The 26865-nt window shown below is 72.6% G+C and carries 25 protein-coding genes; 13 read left to right on the top strand and 12 right to left on the bottom strand.

The window, feature by feature from the left end:
- Nucleotides 1–89: 89 nt before the first annotated feature.
- Both LCD35_RS00730 and LCD35_RS00735 read right to left on the bottom strand, forming a co-directional pair.
- A complete protein-coding gene (locus LCD35_RS00730; RefSeq protein ID WP_224965857.1) occupies nucleotides 90–1220 on the bottom strand; it encodes a threonine synthase in 1131 nt (376 codons plus the stop codon).
- A gap of 2 nt (nucleotides 1221–1222) precedes the next feature.
- Complete coding sequence (locus LCD35_RS00735) at nucleotides 1223–1840, bottom strand: transcriptional regulator (RefSeq protein ID WP_224956328.1); 618 nt, start codon at nucleotides 1838–1840, stop codon at nucleotides 1223–1225.
- Between the two features lie 146 nt (nucleotides 1841–1986).
- Between LCD35_RS00735 and LCD35_RS00740 the strand changes: the two genes are divergently transcribed.
- From LCD35_RS00740 to LCD35_RS00760, 5 genes are all read left to right on the top strand, one after another.
- Nucleotides 1987–2973, top strand: a complete 987-nt coding sequence (locus tag LCD35_RS00740; RefSeq protein ID WP_224965858.1) for an asparaginase — start codon at nucleotides 1987–1989, stop codon at nucleotides 2971–2973.
- 166 nt (nucleotides 2974–3139) lie between these two features.
- On the top strand, nucleotides 3140–3820 hold the full coding sequence (locus LCD35_RS00745; RefSeq protein ID WP_224965859.1) for a Crp/Fnr family transcriptional regulator: 681 nt from the start codon (nucleotides 3140–3142) through the stop codon (nucleotides 3818–3820).
- A gap of 100 nt (nucleotides 3821–3920) precedes the next feature.
- Nucleotides 3921–4823, top strand: a complete 903-nt coding sequence (locus LCD35_RS00750; RefSeq protein WP_224977356.1) for a hypothetical protein — start codon at nucleotides 3921–3923, stop codon at nucleotides 4821–4823.
- Entirely contained in the window at nucleotides 4820–6865 is a 2046-nt protein-coding gene (locus LCD35_RS00755; protein WP_225043563.1) for a hypothetical protein, read from the top strand. The genes LCD35_RS00750 and LCD35_RS00755 overlap by 4 nt, the downstream gene beginning before the upstream one ends.
- Nucleotides 6866–6873: 8 nt before the next feature.
- On the top strand, nucleotides 6874–8181 hold the full coding sequence (locus LCD35_RS00760) for a hypothetical protein (protein ID WP_225043564.1): 1308 nt from the start codon (nucleotides 6874–6876) through the stop codon (nucleotides 8179–8181).
- A gap of 94 nt (nucleotides 8182–8275) precedes the next feature.
- Here LCD35_RS00760 and LCD35_RS00765 read toward each other — a convergent pair whose 3' ends face one another.
- Entirely contained in the window at nucleotides 8276–8833 is a 558-nt protein-coding gene (locus LCD35_RS00765; protein ID WP_224956338.1) for a snapalysin family zinc-dependent metalloprotease, read from the bottom strand.
- 181 nt (nucleotides 8834–9014) lie between these two features.
- Nucleotides 9015–10223, bottom strand: coding sequence for a molybdopterin molybdotransferase MoeA (locus LCD35_RS00770; protein WP_225043565.1), 1209 nt, complete (start codon nucleotides 10221–10223; stop codon nucleotides 9015–9017).
- A gap of 307 nt (nucleotides 10224–10530) precedes the next feature.
- Between LCD35_RS00770 and LCD35_RS00775 the strand changes: the two genes are divergently transcribed.
- Nucleotides 10531–11448, top strand: a complete 918-nt coding sequence (locus LCD35_RS00775) for a LysR family transcriptional regulator (RefSeq protein ID WP_224956340.1) — start codon at nucleotides 10531–10533, stop codon at nucleotides 11446–11448.
- Nucleotides 11449–11646: 198 nt separating this feature from the next.
- Here LCD35_RS00775 and LCD35_RS00780 read toward each other — a convergent pair whose 3' ends face one another.
- From LCD35_RS00780 to LCD35_RS00795, 4 genes are all read right to left on the bottom strand, one after another.
- The gene (locus LCD35_RS00780; RefSeq protein WP_224956341.1) at nucleotides 11647–12681 is read right to left on the bottom strand and encodes a C40 family peptidase; all 1035 of its coding nucleotides are present in this window, start codon (nucleotides 12679–12681) and stop codon (nucleotides 11647–11649) included.
- 251 nt (nucleotides 12682–12932) lie between these two features.
- Nucleotides 12933–14642 (bottom strand): CotH kinase family protein, encoded by a 1710-nt coding sequence (locus LCD35_RS00785; protein ID WP_225043566.1) that lies wholly within the window; start codon nucleotides 14640–14642, stop codon nucleotides 12933–12935.
- 1 nt (nucleotide 14643) lies between these two features.
- Complete coding sequence (locus LCD35_RS00790; RefSeq protein ID WP_224965866.1) at nucleotides 14644–15330, bottom strand: DUF4956 domain-containing protein; 687 nt, start codon at nucleotides 15328–15330, stop codon at nucleotides 14644–14646.
- Nucleotides 15327–16172: a polyphosphate polymerase domain-containing protein gene (locus LCD35_RS00795; RefSeq protein WP_224965867.1), complete on the bottom strand. Its 846-nt coding sequence runs from the start codon at nucleotides 16170–16172 to the stop codon at nucleotides 15327–15329. Before LCD35_RS00795 ends, LCD35_RS00790 begins: the two co-directional genes overlap by 4 nt.
- Before the next feature lie 483 nt (nucleotides 16173–16655).
- Between LCD35_RS00795 and LCD35_RS00800 the strand changes: the two genes are divergently transcribed.
- The 5 genes from LCD35_RS00800 to LCD35_RS00820 all read left to right on the top strand — a co-directional run bounded on the left by LCD35_RS00800 (nucleotide 16656) and on the right by LCD35_RS00820 (nucleotide 18971).
- Nucleotides 16656–16859 (top strand): cold-shock protein, encoded by a 204-nt coding sequence (locus LCD35_RS00800; RefSeq protein WP_224956345.1) that lies wholly within the window; start codon nucleotides 16656–16658, stop codon nucleotides 16857–16859.
- Between the two features lie 330 nt (nucleotides 16860–17189).
- A complete protein-coding gene (locus LCD35_RS00805) occupies nucleotides 17190–17549 on the top strand; it encodes an STAS domain-containing protein (RefSeq protein ID WP_224956346.1) in 360 nt (119 codons plus the stop codon).
- Nucleotides 17549–17719: a hypothetical protein gene (locus LCD35_RS00810; protein ID WP_224956348.1), complete on the top strand. Its 171-nt coding sequence runs from the start codon at nucleotides 17549–17551 to the stop codon at nucleotides 17717–17719. Before LCD35_RS00805 ends, LCD35_RS00810 begins: the two co-directional genes overlap by 1 nt.
- Before the next feature lie 49 nt (nucleotides 17720–17768).
- Nucleotides 17769–17969, top strand: coding sequence for a hypothetical protein (locus LCD35_RS00815; protein WP_224956350.1), 201 nt, complete (start codon nucleotides 17769–17771; stop codon nucleotides 17967–17969).
- A 138-nt stretch (nucleotides 17970–18107) separates the two neighbouring features.
- The gene (locus LCD35_RS00820; RefSeq protein ID WP_225043567.1) at nucleotides 18108–18971 is read left to right on the top strand and encodes an alpha/beta fold hydrolase; all 864 of its coding nucleotides are present in this window, start codon (nucleotides 18108–18110) and stop codon (nucleotides 18969–18971) included.
- A 267-nt stretch (nucleotides 18972–19238) separates the two neighbouring features.
- Here the strand turns inward: LCD35_RS00820 and LCD35_RS00825 are convergent, their stop codons facing one another.
- Genes LCD35_RS00825 through LCD35_RS00835 form a run of 3 tightly spaced genes read right to left on the bottom strand, consistent with a single transcriptional unit; the run spans nucleotide 19239 to nucleotide 23083 of the window.
- On the bottom strand, nucleotides 19239–20765 hold the full coding sequence (locus tag LCD35_RS00825; protein ID WP_224956352.1) for a sodium:alanine symporter family protein: 1527 nt from the start codon (nucleotides 20763–20765) through the stop codon (nucleotides 19239–19241).
- A 1-nt stretch (nucleotide 20766) separates the two neighbouring features.
- A complete protein-coding gene (gene dapA, locus LCD35_RS00830) occupies nucleotides 20767–21660 on the bottom strand; it encodes a 4-hydroxy-tetrahydrodipicolinate synthase (protein ID WP_224956353.1) in 894 nt (297 codons plus the stop codon).
- A 37-nt stretch (nucleotides 21661–21697) separates the two neighbouring features.
- Complete coding sequence (locus tag LCD35_RS00835) at nucleotides 21698–23083, bottom strand: NAD(P)/FAD-dependent oxidoreductase (protein WP_224956354.1); 1386 nt, start codon at nucleotides 23081–23083, stop codon at nucleotides 21698–21700.
- A gap of 441 nt (nucleotides 23084–23524) precedes the next feature.
- On the opposite strand from LCD35_RS00835, the gene LCD35_RS00840 reads away from it, so the two are divergent.
- Nucleotides 23525–24205, top strand: a complete 681-nt coding sequence (locus LCD35_RS00840) for a GntR family transcriptional regulator (protein ID WP_224956355.1) — start codon at nucleotides 23525–23527, stop codon at nucleotides 24203–24205.
- Here LCD35_RS00840 and rarD read toward each other — a convergent pair.
- Nucleotides 24090–25115, bottom strand: coding sequence for an EamA family transporter RarD (gene rarD / locus LCD35_RS00845; RefSeq protein WP_225043568.1), 1026 nt, complete (start codon nucleotides 25113–25115; stop codon nucleotides 24090–24092). The two genes, LCD35_RS00840 and rarD, sit on opposite strands and share 116 nt — an antisense overlap.
- 98 nt (nucleotides 25116–25213) lie before the next feature.
- Here rarD and LCD35_RS00850 point away from each other — a divergent pair, with 98 nt between their 5' ends.
- Complete coding sequence (locus LCD35_RS00850) at nucleotides 25214–26722, top strand: aldehyde dehydrogenase family protein (protein WP_225043569.1); 1509 nt, start codon at nucleotides 25214–25216, stop codon at nucleotides 26720–26722.
- Nucleotides 26723–26865: the final 143 nt, after the last annotated feature.

A 26865-nucleotide genomic window follows, 5' to 3' on the forward strand; every position in this document is an offset into this window, starting at 1 on the left:
TAGCACGACGACATCGCCGTCCTCGCGAGGGAACCGCTGAGAACCCGCGGGTGGTCCGGTTGCTCTGGTAGCCGTCAGCCGCTGCGGGACTATTCGTCCAGCAGCCGGGCCATCGCGGCGCTCGCCTTGAGGCCGGAACCGGTCAGCACCGCGACGACGGTGTCGTCCGGGCCGAGCAGCCCGTCCCGGGCGAAGCGCGCGATGGCCGGTACCACTTGGGCGCTGGTCGGCTCGGCGTACAGGCCGGTCCCGGCGAGTTCGAGGGTCGCCGGGCGCAGTTCCCGCTCCGGCACGGCGGTGGCCGCTCCGCCGCTGTCCCGGAGCGCGCGCAGCACCTCCCGGTCGCGGACCGGCCGGGCGATCGCGGTGCCCTCGGCGATCGTGCCCGGCCAGTCGGCGTCCTCGACGTGATCCGCCCCGGCGGCGAAGGCGCGCACCAGCGGGCTGCACCGCTCCGGCTGCGCGACCAGCAGCCGCGGCACCCGGTCGATCTGCCCGGCCCGCCGCAGTTCGGCGAATCCCGCGGCGCAACCCAGCACCAGGCTGCCCGCGCCCGCCGGGACGACGACCGCGGTGGGCGCCCGGAACCCGAGGTCCTCCCAGATCTCGTAGGCGATCAGCTTGATCCCGTCCAGGAACGCGGGATGCCAGTTGTGGCCGGCGTAGCACCGCCGCGCGGAACGGCGCACCGCCTCGTCCGCGGTGCGCTGCCTGCCGCCGGGGACCAGGTCGACGGTGGCGCCGTGGACGCGGCTCTGCAGCACCTTGTCCGGTGACGTGGAGTCCGGGGCGAGGATCCGCGCGTCGATGCCCGCCGCCGCGCAGTAGGCGGCGACCGAGGAACCGCCGTTCCCGCTGGAGTCCGCCAGCACCGCGCGCACGCCCTGCGCCCGCACCGTGCTGATCAGGACCGAGACGCCGCGGTCCTTGAAGCTGGCCGTCGGGTTGCTCGCCTCGACCTTCACCGCGACGTCCAGCCCCGCGAAGCGCCGCGGCAGCAGCGGAGTCCGCCCCTCGCCGAGGCTGACCGGTGCGAGGTGCGGTTGCGCGAGCGCGGCCGCGTAGCGCCACTGCGAGCCGACGCCGGTGTCGACCTGCTCCCGCCCGATGCCCGGCAGCGGCGCCACCAGCAGCGGGGACCCGTCGTCCCCGCGCCAGCGCGGTTCGTCGATCCGGTAGCGGCGCCCGGAACGGTCGACCAGGTGCGGTTCGTCGCCCACCGTCACCTCGCGTAGTTGTAGACGGTCGCCCGGGACACCCCGAGCAGGTCGGCGATGGTCCGCGCGGCGTCGTGCGAGGCGAAGTGGCCGTCCGCGCGCAGCCGCCGCACCAGCTCCCGCTTCGCCTCTCTGGGCAGCGCCCGCGGCGTGGCCGCGCGCTCCGCCGCGGCGCGTTCGACGGCCCGGCGCAGGGCGTCGCGGTCCCGCGCGTGCGCCTGCGGTTCCGGGGATTCGCCGGCGTCCGTGGCGACCAGGTTGGACAGCGCCAGCGCCACCGGCGAGAGCACCGAGACGTCCAGGTCCACCCGCAGCGCGGCGATCCGGCGGCCCGCGGCGTTCTCGATGCCGATCGAGGTGCTCTTCGCCGGACGCCCGTCGGGGAACCGGCTCGGCCGGTTCTGCAGCACGCCCGGCTGGCCGGGGTCGCTGAGCCGCGCGAGTTCCGCGGCGGGGTCGCCGACCTCGCGCCCGGGCGACCCGTTCTCGACCACCCGGGCCGGGTGCGACGGATCGCGCAGGTCGTGCAGCACGACCTCGCACAGCCCGGGGAACATCCTGCCCAGCGCGGTGGCGATCCGCCCCGCCTCGCGGAGCAGGTGTTCGTCGGAGTCGTCGCCCACGGTCCCCTCCGGTGTCGCCGTGCCGGAACCCTGGCACGGTTGGACGACGTTGTCCAGAATTGGACCGCACGTCCACGGCTGGATTACCGTCCGGGACGGCCGCGGCACGAGGACGCGGTCCCACCGCGGCGAGGAGGACGTCCCGAATGAACGTGCTGTTCCTGTACACCGGCGGCACGATCGGCATGGTCGGCACCCCGCGCGGCCTCGAACCGGGCGGCGACGTCGAAGCGGAGATCGCGTCGCTGCTGCGGGACCGGCCGGACCTCACCACCGCGTTCGCCCGCTTCGAGCACCTGATCGACTCGTCCGACGCCACCCCGGAAGACTGGCAGCGGATCGTCGACCGGCTCCGCGCGCACCGCGACGAGCACGACGCGTTCGTGGTGCTGCACGGCACCGACACCCTCGCGCACTCCGCGGCCGCCGCCTCCTACGCGCTGGCCGGGTTCGGGAAACCCGTCGTGTTCACCGGGGCCCAGGTGCCGTTCGGCATGCCGGGTTCGGACGCGCCGGACAACGTGCGCGGCGCGGTGGAAGCGGTGGCCGACGCGGCGATCGGGCGCGCGGTGTTCTTCGACGGCGAGCTCATCGCGGGCACCCGCGCGACGAAGAGCTCCGCGCTGGACCGGCACGGCTTCACCAGCCCGCACCCGGCGCCCGCCGCCGAACGCCCGGCGCCCGACCTCGGCGTCCCGCTCGCCCCCTACCGGCGCCACGACATCGCCGTGGTCACCGCGGTGCCCGGCATGACCGCCGAGCGGTTCCGGCACCTGACCAGCCCCGCGCCGGACGCGGTGCTCCTCCGCGGGTACGGGCTGGGAGTGGGCCCGAGCGGCGAGCCGGGCTTCACGCGGGTGATCGAGGACCTGAACTCCGGTGGCACGCCCGTGGTCGTGCTCAGCCAGTCGCAGCGGTCCCGGATCGACCTGGAGCGGTACGCGGCCGGGCGCGCCCTGCTCGACGCCGGGGCGATCGGCGCGGCCGACATGACCTTCGAAGCCGCCTACACCAAGCTCTGCTTCCTGCTCAGCCAGGACCTCCCCGCGGCCGACCTCCCCACCTGGCTCCACACCGACCTGGCCGGAGAACTCACGCTCCTGGCAGAGCCGGTGGCCACCGCGCTCGGGTGAGGAAACTCTTCGGGGACGCGGCGGAGGAGCGAGGTCGAGCCGGGCCGGTGCGCGGGTTCCGCGCTTCGCGCCGGGCTCACCTGTCGGGGCCAGCGCCTTGCTCCGTTCGGGCGTTGATCAACGAAACCGATCGCGTTCTCCCCGCACGGCCGGTACGGACTCTGCTGTGCACCACGATGCGAATCATCTTCCGGCCGGTTTCCGCGCGTTGCTGGGCGATCGGCGCTGGGCGGCCCTGGTCGGCTCCGGGGTACGGCGCAACCACCGCGCCGGGGAGTACCTGCTGCGCCAGAACGATCGGGGCGGGCACCTCTTCGCCTTGATCAGCGGGCGGGTCAAGGTCCTGGCGGGACTGGACGGCTCCCAGGTGTTGTTGTCGCTCCGCGGTGCCGGAGATCTGGTCGGGGAGATGGCGGCACGGGGGAATTCCCGCCGGATGGCTTCGGTCCAGGCCCTGGACGCGTGCACCTCGTGCGTGCTGAAGCGCGCCGAGTTCGACCGGTTCCTCCACGACCACGGGGCGCACGGCCTGCTCAGCGACTACCTGGTGGGGAAGCTGTCGGAAACGGTGCCCTACCAGGTCCAGCAGTTCCACTTCGGACCGTTGCAGCGAGTGGCCCGGTTGTGCTTCGAAGTCCATTCCCTGGCCGACGCGCGACAGCCGGACCGCGCGCGGATCCCCTTCTCGCAAGAAGCTCTCGCCCAGGCGTTGGGCATGGCGCGCAGCACCGTCGCCGAGCAGATCGCGGTGCTGCGTTCGTCCGGCGCGCTGGGGCCGGGACCGCGCCTCGTGGTCGACGACGAGCACGCGCTGGCCGCGCAGGCGGGCGCAGTGCCGCCGTCCTAGTGGCGCACCTCACCGGTGGACTGTCCGCTGGCGGACAGTCCCCCGCCACCGCGCGTCCGACCCTTGCGGTGATCGCACGAACGCAGTGAAGGGGCAACACGTGGAACCGCACCAGCAGCAACGGATCGCAGAACTGCCGCCGTACCGCGCACTCCTCGTGGTCGACATGAAGGACTTCAGCGGCGAGAAGGGAAGTGACCACGCCCGCATCACGGAGCAGATCCCGCTGATCCTCGAACAGGCCTTCCGCCGGCGCGGGCTCGACGAGGTGTGGCGCTCCGCGCGTTTCCACGGGACCACCGGGGACGGCTACTTCGCGGGTTTCGACCCGCACCACCTCCCGACCCTGCTCGACCCGTTCCTGGCCGATCTCCAGGCGGAGCTCGAGTACCAGAACCGGGTGCGCCCGGGAGACCGGCCGATGCGGATGCGCGTGAGCTTGACCGTCGGGCCGATGACGGATTCCGGGCGGAACGCGATCAGCGACGGCAGCGGGAACACCCGGATCGAAGCACACCGCATCCTCGACGACCGGTCCGTCCGGGACCTCCTGACCAGATCCAACGCGACGACGTGCGTAGCCGCGATCGTCTCGGGTCGAGTGCACGACGACGTGGTCGAGCCCGGCTACACCGGGGAGGACCCCGGTCTGTACGTGCCGGTGGAGGTCGAGGTGAAGACCTACCGCGGGCAGGCCTACCTGCGGGTGCCCAAGCCTTCCGGTGACCTGCTGCGCAACGGGTTCTCGGCGCCGCGGCCCCCGGAAGCGGACGGCGCGGACGAGAAGCCCCGTGGCGGCGGCGGAGGAGGGGCCGGTCCGACCTACACCGGGATCGCACAGGCGCACGGGGCGGTCGGCCACGTCGTCGTAGGACCTGACGCCCGGGTGAACACCGGATCGGGCCACCAGATCAACGATGCGCGCAACGAAGGCGACGGTGTCGCCGTGTTCGGCACCAGCAACGGTGGGGTGCAGCACCGGGTCGACAAGGGAGACCGGTGAGCGTCGACGAGCAGCGCGGGGCGCCGGACTACGTCGGGGTGGACCAGCTCGACGGGAACGTCGAGACGGTCGTCGCGGGCTCGCGTCCGCAGGTGAATTCGGGCTCCGGCTTCTTGATCAGCGGCGACGTCGGCGTCGTGCTCATCTCGGAGTCGCAGGGCCGGGAGCGCCGGAAGCGCGCACGACCGCTGAGCCATTCGGCGTGGCGGCGGGAGTACTTGAGCAAGCGCTTCGTCCCACCGCGGAAGTTCGAAGCGGCCCAGGACGCGCTCGTGCGGAACGGCACCGTCTTCATCAGCGGTGCGGACGGCAGCGGCAGGCAGAGCACCGCCGAGATGCTGCTGTGGCTGCGCTTTCCGGACAACGAAGCCGGATTCCGGCGTCTCACCTTCGACAACGAGGAGGACGTCGACGAGCGTCCGCTGGACGCGGAGTCGGTCCAGCGGGGAGAACGGCTGCTGCTCGACCTGTCCGCCGAAACGGGGGAGAACGTCGAGCCGTTGCGGCGCGATCTGGACACCTTCCGCGCGGCGGTCGAACGCGAGGGCGCCGCACTGGTCGTCGTCCTCCCGGTGGATTTCGAGCAGCTGCTCGGGGACGAGGTCACCAACCCCCGGGTCGTGATCGAGCGACCGGACGGATCAGCGGTGATCCGGAGTCATCTCCTCGCGGAGAACATCCCGGAGAACGTGCACGAGCTCGACGCACTCGGCGAAAGCCGGGCGAGTGAACCGATGCGCGGGCTGGAACGTCTCGTGGCTCGAATCGTGCAGGCCGAGGAGCGGAATCCGGAAGCGGGTTTCGCGCAGTGGGCGAAGTCGGCGACGGAGACGGTCGCCGAATACGTGTCCAAGGTCGCCGGACAGGTCAAGAACTACACGCTCGGGCAGCGGACCACGCTGCTGGCCGCGTCGATGGTGGAAGGCGCGCATCCCGACTCCGCGCACGTCGCCCGACACGCCTTGCAGACGGGACTGGGGTACCCGCAGGACGACGGTTTCGTGCTCGAACGTGCCGGTCTCGGTGACGCGCTGAAGAACATCGCAGCCGGAGTCGAGAACAGACGAGCGATCAAGTTCGAATCACCCCGTTACGCCGAGGCGGTGCGCGAGTACTTCTGGAGCAATTTCCCGGAGTTGCGCGAACATTTCCGGGACTGGGTCGGTACCTGCCTGGCGATGGATGAGCTCACGGATGCCGACCAGGACCGGATGGTGGCGCGGTTCGCGGTGCAGGCGTGCCGGACCGGTCGGACGCTCGATCTATGGGTGTTGGCAGAACGGTGGACGGCGGGCGGGGGAAGGGGAACTCGCCATCGGTCCGCCGTGAGGTGGGCGGCGAGCGCGTTGGGGTACGGCCTCCAGGACGACAGGTCTCTCGGAGGAGCCGGCGAACTCCGCCGCAAGATCTACGAAGCCGCGAGCAGAGGCGAGCCCTCCGAGGACCTCGCTCGGGTGCTCGTCCTGGTCTGCGCGAACGTCATGGCCGAGGAACACCCGGAGCAAGCGCTGGTCAGGTTGCGGTTGCTCGCCGGGCATCCTGCGCGTGACGTAGCGGATACGGCTCGCAGCGCGGTGCGCGACCTGACGAGCAGCGACCGCCTGTACCGCAGGTTCCTGTGGCGGATGGTGACCTGGCTCGAGAATCCGCGACGCGCCGACCCGGGGCTGTTCCTCCTGCTGGCGCGTGCGGACCGGGTGAGCGGGCGCGGGCCGGGTTCGCGGGTCCTACTGCACAGCAAGGTCATTCGGGAACAGCTCGCCACCTGCTGGAACCGCGTCCTGCCGCTGGACGAGTCGGTCTGGCGATCGAGCGTCCGCGCCTGGCTCGATGCCGCGGGCACGGCTCCCCACGGTGACCTCTTCCTCGACGTCCTGGTCGATGCGGCGCGAGGTCGGCTCTCGGTACTGGCGCGGTTGCACGTGGTCGCCCGGGATTGGGCCCACCAGCACGGGAACGAACGACGAGCTCGCGATCTGGAGGTGGCGCGACGGCTCGCCGTCCGTCTCGACCGAGCTCAGGAACACCGGCTCTACAGCTAGGGAAGAACATGTTGAACGACAACCAGAAGCTCGGGCTCCGCGTGGTCTCGGTGCTCGTCGCGGCTTTGTGGGTGGTGCTGGGCCTGGTCGGTGGCTGGCCGCTGTGGGTGTGGTTGCTGCTCGCGGCCTCGTCCCTCGCGGCACCAGCGCTGTTCGGGGTGGTGCTCACCGAGTCGGTGCTGCGCCGCGGTACGCGCACTCGGGTGCCACCGGAGGACTTCCGGACCGAACCGCCGCCCGCGCCCCGGCCGCCCGAACCGCCGCAACCGCAGTCCTTCCCGGTGACCGACGTGGTGCTGAGCAGTGCGCGGGCCGACTACCGGTTCCTGTTCTCGTGCACGGTCCGGTGGCTGCCGTGCGGCAGCGCATCCGGTCTGCCGCACACCAAGCCCGGAGCTCTCGCCGCCGGTGCGATCCTCGACGAGGTGACGAGGATGGCCGCCGAGGTCCGCCCGGAGGACGCGAGTCGCGCGCAGTACCAGCTCATGGGCTCGCTCGGGGCACCGCGCGTTGATCGCACCGGTCGGGTGCAGGCGTGGGCGGACCAGGTCGTGCTGCGATTGGCGGACGCGGACGCGGATCGCCTCAAGCGGTTGGCCGAGGTGCGCAAGGACGAAGAGGTCTGGGAGTACGAGCGCAGCTACGAGCGCAACGTCCGCTCCTACTTGGGTGGCGAAGTCCTGACCAGCACAGGAAACGCGCTCGTGTGGTGGTTGGCGGGTCCGCGGACCGACGAGAAGAAGCGGGTGGACGAGGCGGTCGGACGGATCGCCGATCTGAGGCAGCTGACCCGGACCGCGAACGGGGAGGACGATGGTCCGGAGCCGGTGGGATTCGCCGGTTTCGACCACGAAGGGTTCGCCTTCGCCGCCGCCGAGATGGCCGGGCCGCCGTCGCCGATGCCCGCGATGATCTCCGCGCCGGTCGCGCAGAACGGGAACGGCGCCACGGCGCAGGAAGACCGCGAGCGCCCGCTGGACGCGCGGGCGCTGGACTTCCTGAGCGAGCTGCCGGACTCGCCGGAAAGGGCGCTGCTCGCGCGCCAGGTCGCCGACCACCTGCGGGAGCAGGGCTTCGCCGACGAGGCAGCGACGATCAGCAGGCGTTTCGACTCCCCGGCGGGGGAGGGCGACTCCGGAGAACCGCACGAACCGGGCGGAACCGGCGAACTCGGAGGGGCACCCCCGCTTCCGGACGAGGTGGTCGCGGAAGCCGAAGAGGACGTGGTGGTGGACGACGAACACGACGAGACGTCCCGCGGAGCAGCGACCGGGACGGACGGCTCGGACCGGGCGGCGGCCGAGCCCGGTCACTGAGAGCCGACGGAGCAGCGGCGCGAGCGTCGCCGGTGGGGCCGGGGCGGTCACCGGCGACGGGCTCGCGCCGCTCACCTCGTGGCGGGGTCCGCCGTCACCGGCCGGCGAGGGCCGGGGCCTCGGTGTAGGTGCGGGGTTCGATCGACGCTCCCTGCTCGAAGTTGGCCTCGACCTCGGCCTTCTCCTCGGCGTTGGGCAGGGTGCTCTTGCAGTCGGTGCCCGCGCTGTGCCCGGACATCAGGTCCTCGCAGATACCGGTGCGATCGTCCGGCAGTCCGAGGATGTGGCCGAGCTCGTGGGTGGCGATGCGCGGGACGAAGTGGCCTTCGTCCACGGCCTGGCGCCCCATCCACACGGTGCCGACGCCGAGCGACTCGACCTGGGCGCGCGGCCAGTCGTCGTCGGCGAGGACGGTGAGGTCGGCCTGCCCGTCGGTGGCCTTCTCGAACTTGACGTTGGTGACCTGGTCGTTCCACGTCGCGGTGGCCTCGTCGATGGCCTCCTGGAACTCCGCGGCTTGGCTGGCGTCGTAGGTGACGACGTGCGGCTCGGCGGCCGCACCGGTGTCCGCTCCGGCAACCGGTGCGCCCGCCACCAGCAGCAACGCGGTGGCCGCACCGGAGAGTGCGGCGGTCAACGAGTACCTCGCCATGTCGGCTCCTCCTGATCGGCAGGTGTCACGCACGACGGAGGCTAAGCGCGCGCCGCTCCCCGATTCGGACAGTGGCGCCTACCCGCCAGCCCGAGGCCGCGTTCGGGTGCCGGGCCGGCACGCATGGCCGATCCGCCACGGATTTCCCATTTCCGATGCGGTTCCGGTGCGCACGGTGGTGTCACGCCCGGGAGTGCGGGAGGGCGATGACCCGCACCGCGTCCCCGGCGCGGAGGCCGCCCGGGGGGACGGCGGCGAAACCGTCGGCCAGCGCCAGGCCGCGCAGCATGGCGGGACCGCCGAAGGGCAGCGGTGCCGCGGCACCGGACCGCAGCTCCACCGGCACCAGGCTGGTGTTGCGCGGATGCCCGCGCAGATCGGCGGCGGCCGTGGCCTGCTGGAACTCGGTCTCGGCCCGCCCGCCGAGGGCGTCGAGCAGCGGCGCGGCCAGCGTGACGGTCCCGGCGACGGCGGCCAGCGGGTTCCCGGGCAGGCCGACGAGGTGCCGGACCCGGCCGTCGGCGGCGCGGGGGAGTTCGGCCAGCAGCATGGGGTGCCCGGGACGCACGGCCACGGAATCCACCAGCAGCCGGGCGCCGAGCTCGGCGAGCGTGGCGTGCAGGAAGTCGACGGGGCCGGCGGCGGTGCTGCCGGTGGTGATCACGACGTCCGCGGTCGAGTCGCGCAGCGCCTCGTGCAGCGGCTCGGCGGCGTCCGGGATGCGGCGCCGCCCGATCAGCTCGGCGCCGCAGCGCAGCCAGGGCGCGAGCATGGGGCTCAGCGCGTCCCGCACCCGGCCGCCGCGGGGCGCCCCGGAGTCGAGCAGTTCATCGCCGAGGACCAGCAGTTCCACTGTCGGCGCGCGGTGCACGACGAGCCGGTCGTACCCGGCGGCCGCGGCCAGCCCCAGCACCGCGGGCGTCACGGTGGTGCCCGCGGGCAGCAGCGGTTCGCCGACCTGGCATTCCTGCCCGCGCTTGCGGACGTCGCGCCCCGGCTCGGGCAGCGTCGCGGTCCGGTCGACGAGCAGGCCGGTGGCGCTCTCGACGCGGCCGTGCTCGCGGCGCAGCACCGCGGCCCGCCCGGGCGGCGGCAGCGCGCCGGTGGCGATGCCGACCGCGACCCCGTCGGCCAGCGGCTCGGGTTCGGTACCGGCGAGCGCCTGCCCGGCGCGCAGCCGCCACGGCCCGGGACCGGCCACGGCCCACCCGTCCATCGCGGAGCTGTCGAACGGCGGCAGGTCGGTCAACGCGGTCAGCGGTTCGGCGAGGGCGTGGCCCAGCGCGTCGTGGAGTTCGCGGTGCTGCCGCGGCAGCGGACGACCGGCGTCGCGCGCGAGGGCGCGGGCGCGGGCCCAGGGGACGTCGGTCGCGTCGTCGTGCTCCGGCATCGTCCTCGGCTGCTCCTGGTCGGTGGCGCGGGCGGCGCCGCGTGTCGGGGACCAGGGTTCGCCGGAACGCACCGCCGGTCCAAGCGGAGTTGCCGAACGGTCGATAGGCGGTCGTTATCGACGCAGGTGGCGCCGATCGGGTCCGGTCGCGGTGATCGTCTTCACCTGCCGGCGTGCCACCGGACGCGACCTGACGTCGTCCCGGACCGGCGCGGTGCCGAGCCGCGCCGCGGGAGGCGCCCGCGCGGTGCGGCCGATCGGCTGGAGAGGCCGCTCCGACCGGGCACTGGGCGTGGTCGAATGGGGCATGTTGTTCCGACAGCTCGAGTACTTCGTGGTGCTCGCCCGGGAGGGGCACTTCGCCCGCGCCGCCAACGCCTGCTACGTGTCCCAACCGGCGCTGTCCGAGGCGATCCGCAAGCTGGAGCACGAGCTGAAGGTGCCGCTGGTGCGGCGCGGGCACCAGTACGAGGGCCTCACCCCGGAAGGGGAGCGGCTGGTGCTGTGGGCGCGGCGCGTCCTGGCCGAGCACGACGCGTTGAAGCACGAGGCCGCGGCGTTGCAGACCGGCCTCACCGGCACGCTCCGGCTCGGCGTGATCCCGGCCGCGGCGAGCACCGTCGCGCTGATCACCGACCCGTTCTGCGCCGAGCACCCGCTGGCGCGGGTCCGGTTGGCGACGGACATGCGCTCGGCGGACATCCTGGAGCGGATCCGCCGGTTCGAGCTGGACGCCGGGATCATCCACCCGAAGGAGCAGGAACTGGCGGACCTGGCGGTCACCCCGCTCTACGAGGAACGGCACGTGCTGCTGGCCAGCGGTGAGCTGATCACCGGCCAGTCCGACTCGATCAGCTGGCCGGAGGCGCTGGAACTGCCGATGTGCCTGCTGGACGAGGGGATGCGCGGGCGCCAGCTCATCGACGAGGCGATCTCCGCGCGCGAGCTGGCGGTGGCGCCGCGCCTGGAGTCCGATTCACTGGTGACCTTGATCGCGCACGTCGGCACCGGCCGCTGGGCGACGATCGTCCCCGAGTCCTGGCTGCGCACCCTGCACCCGCCCGCCGGGTCCCGGGTGCTGCGGCTGGCCGACCCCGCGCCCACCGCGTCGATCGCGCTGGTCACCAGCGCGGTCGAACCGGGCTCGGTCCTCACCCGAGCCGTCCGCCGAACCGCCGAACGAGCGGCAACGGACAAGGCCTTCGGCCACCTGGGCACAACCTGACCGAAAGCCGGGCTCCTGTCAGCGGCGAAGCCGCTGAGCAGCGGCCACCTGATCAACCGGCACCGCAGCGGGTTCTCAGCGCTTTCCTCGCGAGGACAGCGTTTTCGCATGTGGCGGAGCCACCTGTGAAAACGATCCCGCAGCGAGGAAAGCGCTGAGGTTCCGCCACCCGTCCCCTACGCAACAGGGGAACGGCGATCACCCCGCGAAGCGGCGGACCGAGTTGATCTCTCCCATGTACTTGACCTCTTCGACGGTCACGGTCTGCCCCTCGGTCGGGGCGTGCACCATCTTGCCGTTGCCGAGGTAGATGCCGTCGTGGCTGCCGGAGCTGTAGAAGAAGATCACGTCCCCGGGCTTCATCTCGCTCTGCGAGACCTTCTCGCCCTCGGAGATCTGCGACTGGGTGGAGCTGGGCAGCGACACCCCGGCCTGCTTGAACGACCACTGCACGAGGCCGGAGCAGTCGAACTGGCTCGGGCCCTTCGCGCCGAAGACGTACGGGGAGCCCTGCTTGCTCAGCGCGGCGTTGACCGCCTTGATCGCGGCGCCGGAGCCGATCAGCGAGCCCACCTTGCTGCCGCCGCCGGACAGCGAGTCCTGCTCCTGCTCGGTGAGGCTCTCGTACTGCTGCTTCACCTTGGCGATCTGGGCGTCCATCTCGTCCTTCTTGCCCGCGATCTCGCCCTCCAGCCGCGCCGCGTCGGCTTCGGCCCGAGCGGCCCGCTCGTGCGCGGACCTGGCTTCCCGCTCGCCCCGCTCGGCCTGGGCGGTCGCCCCGGCGAGCTTGGTGACGGCGTCGTCGTTGTCCCGCGCGAGCACGTCCAGCGCGGAGGAGCGGTCCAGGAACTCGTTCGGCGATTCGCTGACCAGCAGCGCGGACAGCTTGCTCATCCGGGCGCCCTGGTAGGAGGCGTGCACGAACTGGTCGACCTGGCCGCGGAAGCGCTCTTCCTCGGCGCGCGCGTCGGCGGTCGTGCGCCCGGCCTGCTCCGCTTCGGCGTTCGCCCGGCCCAGCTCGTCCTGCCGCGCGGCGTGGTCGTCCTGCGCCTTCTTGTAGGCCTCGGTGAGCTCCTCGGCCTGGCGCCCCAGCTCCTTGAGCTGCTTCTGCGCGTCGGTCGCGCTGCCCGCCGGTTCCGCGGTCGCCGGGACCGAGGACAGGCCGACGGCGGTGGCGACGACCGTGGCCGCCAGCGCGGCGTTCCGCGAACGCTTCAACCGGGATGAACCCACGACACTCCTCCTGCTGCCACCGCCCGGTGGCCCCCGACCGTTCGAGGGCGCACCTGCGCGAGCCGTCCGAACCGGTCCGCGGAACGGCGAACGGCCGATCACCGCGAAACCGCGGCACAGGCTACGCACCGGGGGACGGGGTGATCTCGAACCGGGTGCGCCACGCAGCGCGAGCACCCGGTTCCACCCCGTGCACACCGCAGGTGAGCCCCGGACCGGGACGGGTGCGGCCCTCCCAGTCCGGGGTGCGGTCACCTGCCCGGCGGGCCGATGCCGACGTCCTCGCGCGGGGTGGGGCTGGTGGTGGTGATCTGCTGGGCGAGGGTGTCGCGGGCGGTGCGGGCCGCTTCGTCCCCGGCGCCTTCGGCCCGGGTGGTGACGCGGTCGAGCAGCGCGATCGCGGTGCCGTCGGCGATCAGGTCGCGGTGCAGGTCCGCGTAGGCCTGCTCGTAGGCGGCGCGGAAGTGCTCGTCGGCGAGGAAGCGCTCCTTGAGGGCGCCGCTGCCGCGAGGTCCGCCGCCGGAACCGCCCGGGCGTCCGCCGGGCTGCTCGCCGTCCGGACCGCCGGGCATCCCGCCACCGGGCATCCCGCCACCGGGTTGACCGGGCACACCGCCTTGATCTCCTGCTCCGCCGCCGGGTTCCTCGCCCGGACCGCCTCCGCCCGGGCCCATCCCCATGCCGCTGAACGACAGGTTCAGGTCCCAGGACAGCACGGTGAAGCGGTCCTGCCCGGTGTCGTACCAGAGGTAGTAGTTGTTCCCGGGCCCGTCCATGGCGTCGCCGTTGGACATCAGGTTCTGCAGCGCGAGGTACCGCGCGAACGAGGCGGTGTCCACGTGCTCGTCCAGTTCCGCGGCGAACTCCTCGTCGTCGGCCTCGTCGACGAACGACAGCAGGTCCAGCACCGGCTGCAGGTCGTAGTCGCCCTCGCTGTTGATCTGCTTGAACGCCTCCTCGTAGTCGGTGGGGTCGTCGCCCAGGTACTCGAAGGACCCGCCGGCCCGCGCCTTGTAGAGCACGCCGTCGCCGTGCTGCTCGGCCCACGCCGCGTCGGGCGGGTCGAGCAGCAACCGCGGCACCGCCGCGCCGCCGTTGACGCTGACCGTGGTGAGCGTGTACGGCTGCGTCGTCTCCCCGGCGGCCGCGGTCAGCTCCAGGGCGAGGGCCTCGTTGAGGGCGGTCGCGGTGCCGCCCGCCTCCGGGCGCAGCGTGATCTCGCTGTGGCCTTGGTAGGCGCGTCCTTCGGCGAACTCCTCGAAGCTGATGAGCCACGGCAGCTTCTCGGGCTCGTCTTCGGACAGCGATGCCATGGACGGGCCGCCGCGGCGGTTCTGCTGCCGGTCCCCGGCGTCGTCGGCGGGAGGCTCCGCGCCGTCGGCCGGAGCGTCGGCCTCGTCGGCGGGAGTCTCCGCACCATCGGCGGGAGGTTCCGCCCCGTCCACGGCCGTGCCGGTGTCGTCCGCGGGCGCATCGGCGGCGGGGTCTTGCCCGCCACCTCTCGGGACCTCCGCGTCCGGGCCGCCGCCGGGCATGCCGCCGGGGCCCCTCCCGTCCTGCCCGCGCAGGCTCATCAGGGTCGAGTTGCCCTTGAGCCGCAGCCCCACGTCCTCCACCGCGGTTCCGTCGATGGTGATGTCGGCGCGGATGAACTGCTTCTCGCCCTCCTCGCGGAAGGTGCGCATCATGTCGGCGTACTCGGCCTGGTCGAACCGGACCTCGATGCGGTGGTCCCCGCCGTCGAACAGGTCGCCGGTCCCGGCGATGTCCTGGGTGATGCTCTCCTGCACGACCGGTTCCGCGACGAACAGGGGCCGGACCCTCGCGTCCCCGAAGACGAGCAGCAGCACGGCGACGACCGCGAGCAGGCCCGCCGGGACCTTCCAGTGGTGGCGCAGCCGCACCGGGACGCGGTGCCGCCACCGGCGCTTCGGCGCCTCGGGATCCTGTGGGCTGGTCATCTCACATGTCCGTCTGGTCGTACCCGGTCAGGACGGTCGCCTTCTGCCCGGAGCTGACCTCGCGCAGGGCCTCGATCACGGCGCCCGGCTTGACGTTCTTCTTCAACCGCGCGGTGTAGGCCATCTCCAGCAGCGCGCCGCCGCGCACCGTCTCGGTGCTGATCAGCTCGTACTCGTCGGTGAACCGGATGAGCACGTCGTCGATCGCCGGGCCGCGGTCGTCGCCGTCGGCCGGGACCTGCACCTTGACGACCTGGCGCTGCACGTCCAGCGCGAACCAGTTGAGCCGGTGCATGAGCAGGACCACCGCGCAGACCAGCACCGTGGCGATGATCGCGAGCGTGTAGAAGCGCGTCCCGCAGGCCATGCCGATGCCCATGACGAGGAAGATGAACCCGACGTCGCGGGTCTCCTTGATGGCGTTGCGGAACCGCACCACCGACAGGGCGCCGACCAGCGCGAACGCCCGGGCGATGTTGGACCCGACCACCAGCATGATCAACGAGATGATCATGCCGAGCACGATCAGCGTGTGCACGTAGCTCTGGCTGTAGGAGATGTTGCGGTGGGTGGACCGGTAGGTCCAGGCGACCACGAGGCTGCACGCGAACGACAGCAGCAGCGCGATGGCCACGTCCAGGACGCTGAACGTGCCGGACAGGTCGGTGAATCCGAAGTCGAGGTTCATGGGAGGAGCTCGCGTTCTTTCTGCGGGACGTCCGGCCGCGACTCGGCGACGACGTCCTCTTCGGGAAGGTGGAAGATCGAGCGCGGGGCCAGGCCGTGCGCCTCCACGGACTGGCAGTACTTGGAGATCCGCTGGATCTGCAGGCCGTGGCGGGCGGCGAGATCGGTGATCCAGTACGGCGCGCGCTCGTTGGCCTTGACCTCCAGCACCGCGTAGTGCGGGCTGAGGATGTAGCGGTTCTCGGTCTCCGCGTTCAGGTCGAAGTCGCGGTCGCGGCCGCGGATCCGGTGGTCCATCGTCACGCGCAGCCCGAGGTCGGCGTCGACGCCCACGTAGGCCTCGCGCCGGTACCCGGTCATCGCGACCGGGCGCAGGTCCAGCCGGACGATCAGGTCGAGGACCTCGTCGACGAAGACCTGGTCGGCGCCCGGGTGCTCGATGCGTTCCCGCTGGTCGCACAGCCGGCGGGCCACGTCGTACGGCAGCAGCACCCGGCGCTTCTGCGTCACCCGGTTCACCCGTTGCTTGATCTCCACCGAGACGGGCGCGTGCTCGGCGGGCTCACCGTAGCGGCGGATCCGGAGCTTCCGGCGGAACTTCAGGCCCTCGATCTTCTCGTAGTAGAAGCGCAGCCGCCGGGTGTCGTAGTACAGGCTCCACACGTCGTAGCCGCCCGGACCGGAGTGGTGGTCCACCTCCATGCGGGCGGCGAGCTCGGCCCGGACTTCGGCGATCTGCGTCGCCGGGACCAGGTATTTGAGCTCGTAGCGGTTGAACGCGTGCAGCTTGCCCGGAGCGCGGAACCGGCTCCCCACCTCGCGGGTGTCGGGAACGGGTGCCACGTGGGCTTCGTCGGGGTCGGTGCGAGAACGGTGCCTCGACGGAGGCGACCCACCTCGCCTGCGGAAGAACATGATCGGGAACGTAGCCGAACATCCCGTGAACTCCTGGGAAACTTCCTGTGAGAACGCTGGGAACTCGCCCGCGGCCCGGACGGCGGGGCCGGATCCGGTCGCCGGTCCGACGTCCGTCCACATCGGACTTGAGTGCTCCTCCGGTGCCCGGCCCGCGCGGGTGTCCGGGGTGGGCGCGGGCGGGTTCGGCGCGCCGGAGGTCGTCTCGGTGGCCAAGGTCGTCCGCGACGTGTAACCTCTGTGGTGGTCGTTGTTTCTGGGTTCGTGTTCGCGCACGCTCGCAGGATTGTGGATGCGGGCGAGCTGCTGTCTTTGGTTAGCTGGAGTGAAGCCGCCGTCTGAGATCACCCGGCCCGGGCCTCCACGCACGTGTGGTCCGTGATACTTCCCAGCTTTCGAATGGAGATGCACATGGCTCAGGGAACCGTGAAGTGGTTCAACGCGGAAAAGGGCTTCGGTTTCATCGCCCCCGACGCGGGCGGTCCGGACGTGTTCGTGCACTACTCGGCCATCGACGGCGCGGGCTTCCGCAGCCTCGAGGAGAACCAGGCCGTCTCGTACGACGTCACCCAGGGTCCGAAGGGCCCGCAGGCCGAGCTCGTCCGCGCGGTCTGATTTCGCGCTGAGCCGCTCTCCGGCTCGTGCGATCCGCGCGAGCCGGAGACCGCGGTACCTTCCCGTCCCGCACCTGCCCGCCGCCCCGCGGCCGAGGCGTGCCGGACGGACCGGGAGCAGCGACGACCCCACCACGGCGAGGACGCCGCCCACTCAGGGCGCGACCCTCCTCCCGTCGCTCGTCGCGCACCGGTGTTCCACCTTCCGGTCGAGTCGAATCCCGCTCAGCGCGGTGCGTTCCCGGCCCACGTTCCTCCCTGCGGCCCGCAGCTGCGACGCCTCGCGTCCGCGCCGTGCCGCGCCCATCCGACTACTCGTGCTGGAGATCCCATGCGGGCCATCACACCCCACTTGATCACGAACAAACCCGTCCCGTTCACCGTGCGCGGTGACCTCGCCGGAGCCGAGGTGGCGACGCTGGCCGAGCGGCTCTGGCCCCACCTGCTGACCGCGCCACCGCAGACCGTCGTGGACCTCGCGGCGGCCGGGGAGATCGACCCGGCGGGGGTGGACCTCCTCGCCGCCGCCGACGCCTACGCGGTCCACAGAGGACTGCGGCTGCGCATCACCGGTGCGGCACCTGCCGTGCGGACCGCGTTGCGCGCCGCCGGGGTGGAGGCTTTCCCGGCCGGTGGCGAGGTGGTGCCGAGGCGAACGTCCGGGCGCCGTCCCGCCGAGGTCCCGGCCTGATGCGCCGGATCCGGTACGTCGCGCTGACCTTGGCCGAGGACGCCTGGCAGATCACCGATGCCGAGGGCCAGCACACCGCACGGGTCATCGGCACCGAAGCCGAGGCCGTGGCCAGCGCCCACCGCCAGCTCGCCGTCGTCGGCGGCGGCCGGGTGCTCGTCACGGGCTGACCCGGAACTCCGCCGCACGGCGGACATCCCACTTCGAAAGGATCGACCGATGAACCTCTCCGCAACCGATCACCCGACCCGCACGGCCCCGGCCCCTCGCGTGGTCGCCCCGCGCGCGCCGGTCGCCCCGGTCGCGTTCCTCGCGCCGGGCCCGGAAGCCGAGGTCCCGGAAACCCAGCGCCGGAGCGCGGAGCGGGACGGCGAGCTCCTGCGCGCCCCGTTCACCCCCGGCGCGGCAGACGACCGCTGAGCGGTCCCGCCGGCCCGCGACGGCCTTGGCGAGTTCCTCTGCGCGCCGCCCGGTGCCGAACACCGTGCGCGCCTCCCTCGGCGAGGTGTTGCGCGGCGCGCTTCCCGGCCGCTTCGGTGTGGTAAGCCTTGCTCCATCATGGGAGATCGCGCGGAGCACGTGCAGGGCGCGGTGCGCCGGTTCAGGACGTCGGACGGCCGCACCTTGCACGGACGAGAGCTGGAAGGGCCACCCGGTGCGCCGACCGTGGTCTTCGAGGCGGGGGCGGCAGGGACCGGTAGCACGTGGGCGCTGGTGCAACCGGCCGTCGCCGAGTTCGCCCGGGCCGTCGTCTACGACCGCAGCGGGCTGGGCGCCAGCGAACCCGATCCGGTCTCCCGCACGCTGCGGCGGATGGCTGACGACCTCGGCTCGGTGCTCGACGCGCTCGGGCCCGGGCCGTTCGTGCTCGTCGGGCACAGCGCGGGCGGACCGCTCATCCGCCTCGCCGCCGCCGACCGGCCGGAGCGGGTCGCGGGGCTCGTCCTCGTGGACCCGAGCGACGAGGCGTCGCGGACGCTGTTCACGCCCGCGTTCCGCACCGCCGAGAAGTGGGTGGTCCGGATCAACCTGATGCTGGCCCGTGCTCGCCTGCTCGGACCGCTGTGCCGGCCGATGGTGCGGCCGCTGCCCGCGGACGCGCGCCGCGATCTGGCGCGCGAGGGGTTCACCCCGCGGCTGGTGCGCACCCAGGCCGAGCAGTCGCGCACCTTCCTCGACGAGCTGCTCGCCTTCCGCGCCGCACCGCCGGACCTCGGCGACCTCGCGGTCGTGGTGATCTCCGGGGGCCGCACCGGCGGCGGCATGAACGCGACGGTGCGGGCCGACGCGAACGCGAGCCACGCGCACCGGGCCGCGCAGTCCCCGGCGGGCAGGCACGTGGTGGCGGAGCTCTCCGGTCACCAGGTGCCGATCGCGGAACCGGACGTGGTGGTCCGCGAGATCCGGCGCCTCCTCGGCTGAGCGCCGCGCTGCTCCCGGGCCGCGGCGCCGCGGCGGGTGCTGACCTCGACGCCGACCCGCAGGCCGGTGATCCGGCGCGCGTCGTCCCGGTGCTCCGGCCACGTGCTCCGGGGAACCGCGGATCGAGCTCGGATGCCACCGCACGTCCGCTCGTGGCCGGTGCGGTCCCCGCACGCCGGTGGTGGCGCACCGGATCGCGGCGCTCCACCACCGGGTGCGGTCGACGCCGGATCGCCGGGGAGGCGGCGGAACCGGCGCCGGGCGTGATCAGCCCGGGCCGGGCCGTTCCGCCCCTCCCGGAACCGGCGCGGACGCCCCGGTCGGGGCCGGTGCCCGTTCCGGGTGCCAGAAGTCCGCACCCTTGATGTTCAGCGCCACCGGGTCGAAGACCGGGTCGACGCCGAGCTTGCGCTGCCGGTCGTAGTCGCGGCAGATCTTGTGCACGACCGGGTACAGCAGCACCAGGCACGCCAGGTTGACCCACGCGATCAGCCCGAGCCCGATGTCGCCCGCGGCCCACACCAGGTCCGCGTCGAGCACCGAACCGGCGAACACCACCGCGACCGTGCCCAGCCGCAGCACCATCGTCCACCCCGGACCCTTCCGCCCGTCCAGCAGGAAGAGCAGGTTCGAGTTCGCGACGTAGAAGTACAGCAGCAGGCAGGTGAATCCGAACAACAGCACCGCCACGGCGACGAATCCAGCGCCCCACCCGGGAACGAGCGTGTCGATGGCCGCCTGCACCCAGTTCGGCCCGGCGTCGAGGCCCGGCACGTTCTCGATGAAGAACCCGCCGGAGTGGTCCGAGACGTTGTACTTCCCGGACACCACCATCATCAGCCCGGTCGCCATGCAGATCAGCAGCACGTCGATGTAGATGCTGAAGCTCTGCACCAGACCCTGCTTGCCGGGGTGCGAGGTGCGCGCCGCGGCGGCCGCGAAGGTCGCCTCGCCGAGCCCGTTCGCCGAGGCGAACACGGCCCGCCGCACGCCCCACGCCACGGCCGCACCGGTGATCCCGGCCAGCATCGGTTCCTGCCCGAACGCGGAACGCACGATGAGCGACACCGCCGCGGGCACGTTCTCGATGTTCGTGCCGATCACCGCGAGGGCCAGCACCAGGTAGCCGACCGCCAGCACCGGCACGAGCAGCTGCGTCACCTTCACGATGCGGGTGGTGCCGCCGAAGATGATCGCCGCGATCAGCGCGGTGATGATCAGCGCCGGGATCCACGACGGCAGCCCGAACGCGAGCTTCGCGCTGGAGGCGATGGTGCTCACCTGGAACCCGGGGAAGACGAACCCGTACCCGACGAGGCCGAGGACCGCGACGAGCCCGCCGAGGAACGGGATCCGCAGGCCGTGCTTGATGTAGTACGGCATGCCTCCGATGTCCTCGTTCGCCTTCTGCCGGTCCTCGTCCTGCACCTGGCGCTTGAACACCTGGGACAGGGCCGCTTCGGCGTAGCCGACGGTGCAGCCGACGAGCCCGGTGAGGCCCATCCACAGCAGCGCGCCCGGGCCACCGCCGCCGATCGCGGTCGCGACCCCGGCGATGCTGCCCACGCCGACGCGGCTGCCGAGTGCGAGCACCAGCGCCTGGAACGAGGACAGCCCGCCGGACTCGCCCGGCGTGTCCCGCAGCTGCCGGAGCATGTCCGGGACGCGGCGGAACTGCACCGCCTTGGTCGCGATCGTGAACAGCACGCCCAGTGCGATGGCGAAGTAGGCCATCGGCGTCCAGATGGCGTCGGCTACCGCCGAGAGGCGTTCCGCGAGGGAGGACAGGTCCATATCACCGCGCCTCCTCCCGGATCGCGGCCAGCGCTTCCTCCACGCGGGCCGTGCTCACCTCGTCGAGCGGCGAGGTGGGGCGCCGCGGCGAGCCGACGTCGAGCCCGCGCAGCGCGACCCCGGCCTTCACCGCGGGGATGAACGGCGCGGAGATGAGCGAGTCGATGACCGGGTACAGCGCCTTCCACCGCGCGAGCGCACCGGACAGGTCGCCCTCGGCGATGCTCCGGCTGACCGCCACGATCTCCTCCGGGACGACGTTGGCCGCACCGGCCATGACGCCCGCGGCGCCTTCGACGAGCGCGCTGTAGATGTAGACGTCCCAGCCGATGAAGGTGCCGATGACGTCGCGGTGGTGGTGGATCAGCTGCAGCGCCTGCTCCCAGTTGGCGCTGGAGTCCTTGATGTACCGGATGTTGCCGGTGCTCTCGGCGAGCCCGCGCACGGTCTCCGGGTCGAGGTTGACACCGGTCGCGGCGGGGATGTTGTAGAGCATGATCGGCAGTTCGACCGAGGCTGCGACGTCTTCGAGGTACGCGACGGTCTCGTCGAGCGTGATCGGCTCGTAGAACGGGGTGACGAGCATGAGCACGTCGGCGCCGCTGCGCTCGGCGGCGCGGGAGAGCCGGATGGCTTCGGCGGTGCTGGTGGCGCCGGTCTGCGCCACGACCGGGACCCGGCCCGCGGTGTGCTCGACGACGGTGTCGACGAGGCGGAGCCGCTCGTCCGGGCTCAGCGCGCCGACCTCGGCGGTGGAGCCGGCGGCGACGACACCGTCCACACCGGACTCGACGGAGCGGTCGACGACCTTCTTCAGCACGGGCAGGTCGATCGCCTCGTCCTGGTCGAACGGTGTGACCAGAGCGGTGAGGACGCCGTTGAGGTTGTTCGTCACGGGTGTTTCTCCTTCTCTGCTGCGACGGTGTGGCGGGTCAGACGACAGCGGGCGCGGGTGCGGCCCGGTGGGGTCGCCGTTCGGTGGCGAGGAGGCTCGCTGCCTCCTGCGCGGCCGAGAAACCGGAGGTGATGGCGCTCTCGGTGTAGAGCGTTCCGAGGTAGTCGCCGGCGAGGAACACGCGGTCGGCGCCGCGGGTGAGCGTGGACTGGAGCTTGGCGCGGCCGGGGAACGAGTACGGGGAGGCGACCGCCCAGCGCTCCGCTTCCGCTTCGACGACGGTGTCCGCGAAGCCGTGCCCGAGGATCTGGTCGAGGTCGGCCAGGTGGGTGCCCACCACCTCGTCGTCGGACTTGTCCAGCAGTGCCCGGCCGAGCGAGGCGGGGGAGAAGGTCATGAAACTGCCGCCGGGCTGCCGCGCGGATTCGGTGCCGCGCACCAGGTTCGCCTGGTTCAGCGCGATCGCGAACGAGCGCTTCGGGGCGGCGATCGCGTAGATGTCGTCCCAGGGGCGCGCGGAGGTCTCGTCGGTGAGGAAGGCGGAGCTGACGTGCGGCCCGTACTCGATGCGGCCCAGCGCGTCGCGGAGTTCGGCGGGCAGGTCCACCCCGATGCGGTGCGAGACGTCGGCGGTGGTGGCGAGCACGACGGTCCGGGCCTCGACCTCGTGGTCCACGCCGTCCTGGCGGTAGCGCACCACCACGGAGCCGGGTTTGCGCACGATCTCCTGGACGGCGGCGCCGAGCCGGACGCGGTCGCCGAGCGCGGCCGAGATCGTTTCGGTGAGGGTGGAAGGGCCGCCGACGATGCCGCGGCTGAGGCCCTGCCCGAAGCCGAGCACCAGGCTGAAGTAGCCGATGCCCGCCCCGGCCGAGATCTGGTCCATGTCCCCGGCCGAGCGGGTGACGGTCGTCCGGAACAGCGCCGCCGCGTCCTCGGGCAGGTTCCCGACGAAGTCCTGGAACGAGCGGTCGTTGGCGAAGTCGTAGATGCGCTGCTGCCGCGCGGCACCGGATTCGCCGGGGCGCTTGCGCACCACGCCGGTGTAGCGGGCGACTTCGGCGACGACCTTGAGCCCGGCGCGCACGGTGCCGATCCGCGCCGCGGTGGGCATCGGGATCCGGAACGGGTAGGTCGCGATGTGGCCCTTCTTGAGGAACTTCCCGTTCATCGCCAGCGCCTGCAGCGAGCCGGGGACGGCCATCGCGGCGACGCCGATCTCGTTGAGCAGCGCGTCGGTGGAGGAGTCGGCGCCGGCGAAGACGTGCCCGCCCCAGTTCAACCAGTAGCGCCCGCGGCGTTCCGAGCGGATCCGGCCGCCCACGCGCTCGTCGGCTTCGAGGAGCAGCGCGTCCCAGTGCCGGAGCCGCCAGGCCGCCGACAGGCCGGCCAGGCCGGCTCCGATGACGATCGCGTCCTTCATCTGTCACTCCATTCGTGGTCCGCGAGGTGGGTGCCGTCGAGCGGCGGTCGTGCGGGCGCTTCCCGCGGTGCGGGGCGTGCCGGTGGTCCGGGCGCGCGGAGGTCGCGGCCGCGAGGGGGCGCGTCCGGGCGGGAGGAGCGGGGGAGGCGGTGCGGCGCGGTGCGCACCGGGCATGGCCACGGGTCGTCCACGACGCCTCCCTCCGTTGGGATGAACTCGTCCGGGCTGGGCCGGGCGGTCAGGGTGGGGCGCGCGCCCCGCTGCGATCAGGCCGGAGCGGTGATGGGCGCCACTGACCCGAGAATGTAATCTGTGATCACAAATCAAATCAACCCTTTCGGGGGTATGAACTCAACCGGCCCCGGAGTGGACGCGGCGGCGGGGCGCAGCCGCAGGTACGGGTTGCGGCGACCCGCGATCGACGCAACTAACCTGTGATCCGTGGCCACCTCCCGACGCATCGAGCCGACCCTGCTGACCGACCAGGTCTACGAGTTCCTGCACGACGCGATCTTGAACGGCGAGTTCGCCGCGGGCGCGCGGCTGCGGATCCGGGACGTCGCCGCGGAGGTCGGCACCAGCGTCATGCCGGTCCGGGAGGCGATCCGGCGGCTGGAGGAGGCCGGGCTGGTCGAGCGCGAACCGCACAAGGGCGCCGTCGTCCGCGGGCTCTCGCTCGAAGAGCTCATCCACGTGTACGAGGCGCGGCGGGTGCTGGAGGTGGCCGCCGCGCGCGCCGGAGCCGAGCGCATCGACGCGGCCGGGCTCGCCACGATGCGCGCCGAGTACGAGCGGATGCTCGTCAGCCTCCGCGAACGGCGCGTCGTCGAGAGCCTCGACCACGATGAGGCCGTCCTGGAGACGCTGTACGCGGCCTCCGGGAACCCGGTGCTGGTGCAGCTGATCCGCAACCTGTGGCGGCAGTGCCGCCCGTACAAGATCGTCGGTGCGCAGGGTACGGTCGAGACGGCAGCGGACGATTCGCTGTGGCTGTACCAGGAACGGCTCATCGCTGCCGCGGAGCGGCACGACGCCGAGGCCGCCGCCACGGCTTCGGACGAGTCGCTGCGGGACGCGACCGGTCGGATCGAGGCGCTGCTGGCCGCGCAGCGCTCCGGCTGACGGCCACCGCGTCCCGCGGGAGCTCGGCCCGGCGCGGCCGCGCCCGGCGCCCCCGGAAGCCGTCGGCGGCCAGGAGCGCCAGCGCCACCGCCAGCAGCCCGTAGACGCCGATCGACGCCGCGTCCAGCCGTTCGCCCAGCAGCAGCGCGGCGGCGAACAGCAGCACCGGCTCGACGTAGCTCAGCAGGCCGAACAGCGGCATCGGCAGCAGGCCGGACGCGGCCAGGTAGGCGCTCATCGCGACCGCTCCGGCGAGGCCGGCGGCGAGCACCGCGGCCTGCCCGCCCGGCGTGCTCGCCCCGGGGACGGCGAACACGAGGGCGATCGCGAACGGCGCGCCGAGCAGCACCTCGCCGCCGAACGCGGCCGGACCGTCCAGGCCCGCGCGCTTGCGGGCGGTGAAGTACACCGCGTACCCGACCGCGACCACGAACGTCACCCAGGACAGCGCCAGCGTGGTGCCGATCCGGATCGCCACCGCGGCGGCGGCGATCCCCACCGCGATCCACTGCACCCGGCTCACAGCGGCTCCGAAGACCAGCCGGCCGACGATCACCAGCACGATCGGCAGCAGCAGGAAGCCGAGCGAGGCGTCGAGCGCGTGCTCGTGCACCGGCGCCCACGCGAACAGCCACAGCTGGAGCCCGATGAGGGCGGAGAGCGCCACGAACGCGAGCGGGCGCCACCACCGGGCGCGGAGCGCGGTCCGGAACGCCGCCGCGTGCGCCCGGCCGCGGCGGGTGCCGAGCAGCGCGAGGTAGAACGCGGCGGTCAGGATGACGCGCCAGCCGAACACCGCCTCGGCCGATGCGTCGACCAGCCCCGAGGTGAGGAAGATTCCGCCGAAGAGGGCTGATGCGGCCAACGATGCGGCGGTGCCCTTGGCGCGCTCGGATCCGTCGCGTTCCACGCTGCCTCCTTGCGCGAAGCCGTTCCCGGAAGGGAGTATGTGATCTGTGATCACATCCTAGGTTATCGACGGATCACGCCGAGACGAAAGGATTTCCCATGTCCCGGACCAGCACCCACGACAACGCCAACGCCGTGATGCGCCGCGCGGGCGAACGCACCCCCGCCCGCGACTCGTTCCCGCCCCTCGGGCACTTCATCGACGGCGCCTTCCACACCACCGCCGCCGAGACGATCGCCCTGATCGATCCGTCCACCGGCGGGACCGTCGCCGAAGTGCCCAGCGGCACCCGCGCCGACGTGGACCGGGCGGCCGCCGCCGCACGCGCCGCTTTCGCCGACTGGGGCCGGACCACCCCGCGCGAACGCGCCGACCTCCTGCTGGAGATCGCGAGCCGCGTCGAGGCGCGCGCGGACGAGTTCGCCCGGCTGGAATCCCTCGACACCGGCAAACCCCGCACCGTCGCCGCCGACGACGTCCAGGGCACCGTCGACGTCTTCCGGTTCGCCGCGGGCGCGGGCCGCGCCTTCACCGAGGCCGGGGCCGCCGAGTACGTGCGCGACCACACCTCGATCCTGCTGCGCGAACCGGTCGGCGTCGTCGGCGCGATCGTGCCGTGGAACTACCCGCTGCTGATGGCCGCGTGGAAGATCGCGCCGATCCTCGCCGTCGGCGACACCGTGATCGTCAAGCCCGCCGAGCAGACGCCGCTGACGCTGCTGCTGCTCGCCGACGTGGTGCGCGACCTGCTGCCCGCCGGGGTGTTCAACGTCGTGCTGGGGATCGGTCCCGTGGTCGGCGCGGCGCTGGCCGAGCACCCGCAGATCGACCTCGTCGCCGTCACCGGCAGCGTCGGCAGCGGCCGGGCCGGCGCGGCGGCCGCGGCCGACTCCGTCAAGCGGGTGCACCTGGAACTCGGCGGCAAGGCGCCCGTGGTGATCTTCGAGGACGCCGATCTCGAAGCCGCCGCCGAAGCGCTGCGCACCGCCGGGTACTGGAACTCCGGGCAGGAATGCGGCGCGGGCACCCGCGTGCTCGTGCACGAGAGCGTCGCGGACCGGTTCGTCGAGCTGCTCGCCGAGCAGGTGGGCGCCATCGCAGTCGGCGAACCCGGCGCCGGGGACGACATCGAGGTCGGTCCGCTGATCTCGCAGGCCCAGCTGGACCGCGTGCGGGGGTTCGTCGAGCGCGCCGAGGGCGAAGGCGCCCGCGCCGTCGTGGGCGGCCGCGCGCTGCCCGGCCCCGGTTTCTTCCTGGCACCGACCGTCCTCGTCGACGTCGAGCAGGGGACCGAGGCCTCGCGGGAGGAGATCTTCGGGCCGGTGATCACGGTCGAGACCTTCCAGGACGAGGAGGAGGCCGTGACCAGGGCGAACGATGTCGTGTACGGGCTGGCGGCCTCGGTGTGGACGACGAACGCCGCGCGTTCCCTCGACGTTCCGCGCCGCCTGGACTTCGGCACGGTGTGGGTCAACAGCCACCTCGTGCTCGCCAGCGAGGTCCCGTGGGGCGGGTTCAAGGGATCCGGCTACGGGCGGGACCTGTCGGTGTACGCGCTCCAAGACTTCTCGCGGACCAAACACATCCAGCTCAACCACGCTCGATGAGCGAACGGCGGCCACCCGGCGAGGAACCGCGCGGTGGCCCGTCCACCGCATCTCCGCCGGGGGGCGCGGGCCCCCCCCCGGGGGGGGGGGGCCCCCGCCCCGGCCCCCCCCCCCCCGCCCCCCCGGGGGGGGCCCCCGCGGCC

This window comes from Saccharopolyspora sp. 6V (assembly GCF_020176785.1).
Lineage (GTDB): Bacteria > Actinomycetota > Actinomycetes > Mycobacteriales > Pseudonocardiaceae > Saccharopolyspora_C > Saccharopolyspora_C gregorii.